Below are 2,921 nucleotides of genomic sequence, written 5' to 3'. Positions count from 1 at the left end.
TGCATTATTCCATTTGCCAACACTGCAACGTCATCGATGTTACTGAAAAAATTAGTCATTCCTTTGTTTACAGGTGCCGGCAGAACGTCACGGTAAAATTCAGCCACCGGTTTTCCGATTGCCTTATCAAATTCCTGATTGAAGTTATAGATTACGCGGTTGTAGCTTTCGAATGGATCGTGAGGTTCTGTAGGACCGTCGAGCGTAGCGCATCCACTTGCGAACAAGGTTACCACGAGTGTTAAAGTCAACCTGTATTCCAGTAATCGTTGCAACGACATCTAATTGAAACCTGTTTATTTTCTTATCACTGGTGATATTAGAGACAGCTAATAGAAATTGGTTCATTAAACAGGCTGCTTTGGTATGGTGCTACGCTTTCGCTTATAACGTTTTAGCAGGGTTTTGATCCTCACTCGCGATTTTTAGCAACTTTTTTGTTTTTTACAGTCATCACCGTCTCGAGCTAATGTTGTGCCAGGTTGCTGTTTATGAGCATTTAGCCAGTTTACAACGGTTGCTACCAATTCTTTTTCATGATTTATAAATTGATGATCCGCGCCCTCGACCAGAACTTGCTGATAGCGATCGGATACCATATCAAATCGTTGCTCGGCATGAATGGCATCTTTACCATTTCCACCATCGCCATAAACATCCAGTACCGGTATTTCCACTCGCCTTAAGTTTGCATCCCCATCTAAAGGCACACCACCATTATTGCGTATACCCACTGCGATCAATCCTGATACGTCTGCATCCGCGTGGCTTGCAAGAAACGAACTCGCCATGCGACTGCCCATACTGTGACCCATCAGATAAATCTCGCTCACACCTTTTTCCTCTCGCAGAAATTTAATCGCTGCAGCAATTCGTTTGTCTGATTCAGGGAATAAATCAGCATAGTCGCGCCAGTTAATATCACGCGCTGGCATCTGTATGGATAATGTGTGGTAACCCAGTTGCTCGTGAATGCCTTTGCGCAACGGATCTACTACTAACCAGGTAGGATATTTACCGCGCCCATGACAAAGTATTATGCCAACGGAAGATTCGCCACCATCCAGATAGGCATTGCTGGGTAAGTCGACATGATTACTTTTTGCAGAATTAGTCTGGCAAGCAGATAGCAGCAACAAGCTTATAAAAACACCTGACAATAATAAGTGTTTCAAAAATAGCTCCTTATTAATCCAGTAGAGATTGCCACGCTGGATGTTTTTTTATGTGTCGCAACGCTCTGGTTAACAATGTCTTACCCGGTTCAGTTCGATGCCAGGTAGACGCACCTGAAGGATGCGGTAATGGAATGATATCAGTTTTAAATCCTTCCAGCTGCAGGTGATGCTTTTTTCCAACGATGCCATCCAGTTTGTTTATTGTCATGAACTGGGCAATAGCCAACTTGCCCACGGGTATTAACAATTTAGGTTTTAACAATTGCAGTTCCGCATTTAACCAGGCAGAGCAATTTGCCACTTCATCCTTACTGGGCACCCGGTCGCCACCCTTGGGATTTTTTCCCGGGAAACAGCGACACACCGCTGCCATATAAACACGGTTTCGGAACTGTTCTTCATCAAGCCCGATTTGCGCAAACCACTTAAACATGGTTTTTCCTGCCGTCCAGGCAAATGGTTTATGCACTTCAATTTCTTTATGGCCAGGGGCCTGACCAATCAGCATGACCGGCGATACAACGGGATTACCCACAACTACTGGGCGGAACATATCGGGACAACGCTTGCAACGTCTAAGTTTGGCTTGGTGTTTTTGAATTAGCTCGAGGGATTTGGGCACAGGAAATAATTTCTGTTTTTTTGTTATTAGTGACTGTTAGCGTTTTTTACATTGCCTCCCCCTCAAGCGAAAGGGAATAAACGCAACATTTACTCATCCCGATGTACTGTATCTATTGAAAACGCCGGCAAACAAACCGCCACATATTCTGCGCCATCGGCTTCGGGAGTACTATATTGAACCCACTCGCCTTTTTGAACATGGATCGCTTGCCCCGCGTGAACATCGATCGTTTCTGCCCTGGTTTCTACTCGCAGCATTCCTTTCAGTACGAGTGTATATTCGTCAAATTCTGGCGTTTGGCCTGGCTCTATCCATCCCGGCGGACTTTTCATTCGAGCAATACTGACTTCGTCAGTCTCTGAATTTACCCGGCCTACATATTCTTCTATTTGCTTGGGAAGATTACCTGCACATTCAACAACTGTTGGACCTGCGATTAATTTAGCCATATAAGACATCCTTTTATGTCAATTGCATCAATCTTTATAGATAACATTTATCAGTTTTCCGGTAGTAATATCTATACTGCAATTAAATCCCGCCATGTCGCCTACTTGTACCGTATTGGCGCTACCAGGCTGCATATCATCGTCCGGCAAGAATTCTGTATAGGCTTCATTAGGCGTATCGGTAGGATTTTCAGCGACCCACAAACGCTCACCCTCCTCGCTATAACCTTCCAGGTTACGGGCGACCTTGTTTTCGGGATATTGCATATAATCAAAAATAAGTAACACCACACCATTTCTGCACATAGCATCGACAATGGGCTTGCCGGCATCCCAACTATGGCCTTCAAGTAAAACGGTATTATTTTCGAATGAGACTCGCTTATCCATTACAGTAAACCTTATGACAATTGCACCTGTTCAAATAATCAAAGTAAAACAATCTATTTTTGCCCCTCTCTTCTTAAAGAGAGGTTGGGAGGAATTTTAAATCCCCCTTAATCCCCCTTTACAAAGGGGGAAACGATCAACACCCATTCAAGTGATTCCTATAGCACAATCCCTCTCTTTTTAAAGAGAGGTTGGGAGGAATTTTAAATCCCCCTTAATCCCCCATTACAAAGGGGGAAACGATCAACACCCATTCAAGTGATTCCTATAGCACCATCC

5 protein-coding genes are annotated in these 2,921 nt (G+C 43.9%); all 5 read right to left on the bottom strand.

The window, feature by feature from the left end; translation table 11 throughout:
* Positions 1 to 281 (bottom strand): MlaA family lipoprotein (locus ACWVCM_RS12435; RefSeq protein ID WP_455202075.1); only part of this gene is annotated, 281 nt, incomplete at its 3' end.
* Between the two features lie 144 nt (positions 282 to 425).
* Entirely contained in the window at positions 426 to 1,175 is a 750-nt protein-coding gene (locus ACWVCM_RS12430; RefSeq protein ID WP_455202074.1) for an alpha/beta hydrolase, read from the bottom strand.
* A gap of 13 nt (positions 1,176 to 1,188) precedes the next feature.
* A complete protein-coding gene (locus ACWVCM_RS12425) occupies positions 1,189 to 1,731 on the bottom strand; it encodes a uracil-DNA glycosylase family protein (RefSeq protein WP_455202073.1) in 543 nt (180 codons plus the stop codon).
* A 158-nt stretch (positions 1,732 to 1,889) separates the two neighbouring features.
* Positions 1,890 to 2,252: a cupin domain-containing protein gene (locus ACWVCM_RS12420; protein ID WP_455202072.1), complete on the bottom strand. Its 363-nt coding sequence runs from the start codon at positions 2,250 to 2,252 to the stop codon at positions 1,890 to 1,892.
* Positions 2,253 to 2,279: 27 nt separating this feature from the next.
* The gene (locus ACWVCM_RS12415) at positions 2,280 to 2,642 is read right to left on the bottom strand and encodes a hypothetical protein (protein WP_455202071.1); all 363 of its coding nucleotides are present in this window, start codon (positions 2,640 to 2,642) and stop codon (positions 2,280 to 2,282) included.
* Positions 2,643 to 2,921: the final 279 nt, after the last annotated feature.

The organism is Kaarinaea lacus, assembly GCF_975902315.1.
Note: the sequence above shows the minus strand (reverse complement) of the source record. Positions and strands in the feature narration are given on the sequence as shown.

Coding starts and splice junctions, on each gene's coding strand:
- ACWVCM_RS12420 (WP_455202072.1), bottom strand. CDS start 2,252: ATGGCTAAATTAATCGCAGGTCCAACAGTTGTTGAATGTGCAGGTAAT.
- ACWVCM_RS12425 (WP_455202073.1), bottom strand. CDS start 1,731: ATGTTCCGCCCAGTAGTTGTGGGTAATCCCGTTGTATCGCCGGTCATG.
- ACWVCM_RS12415 (WP_455202071.1), bottom strand. CDS start 2,642: ATGGATAAGCGAGTCTCATTCGAAAATAATACCGTTTTACTTGAAGGC.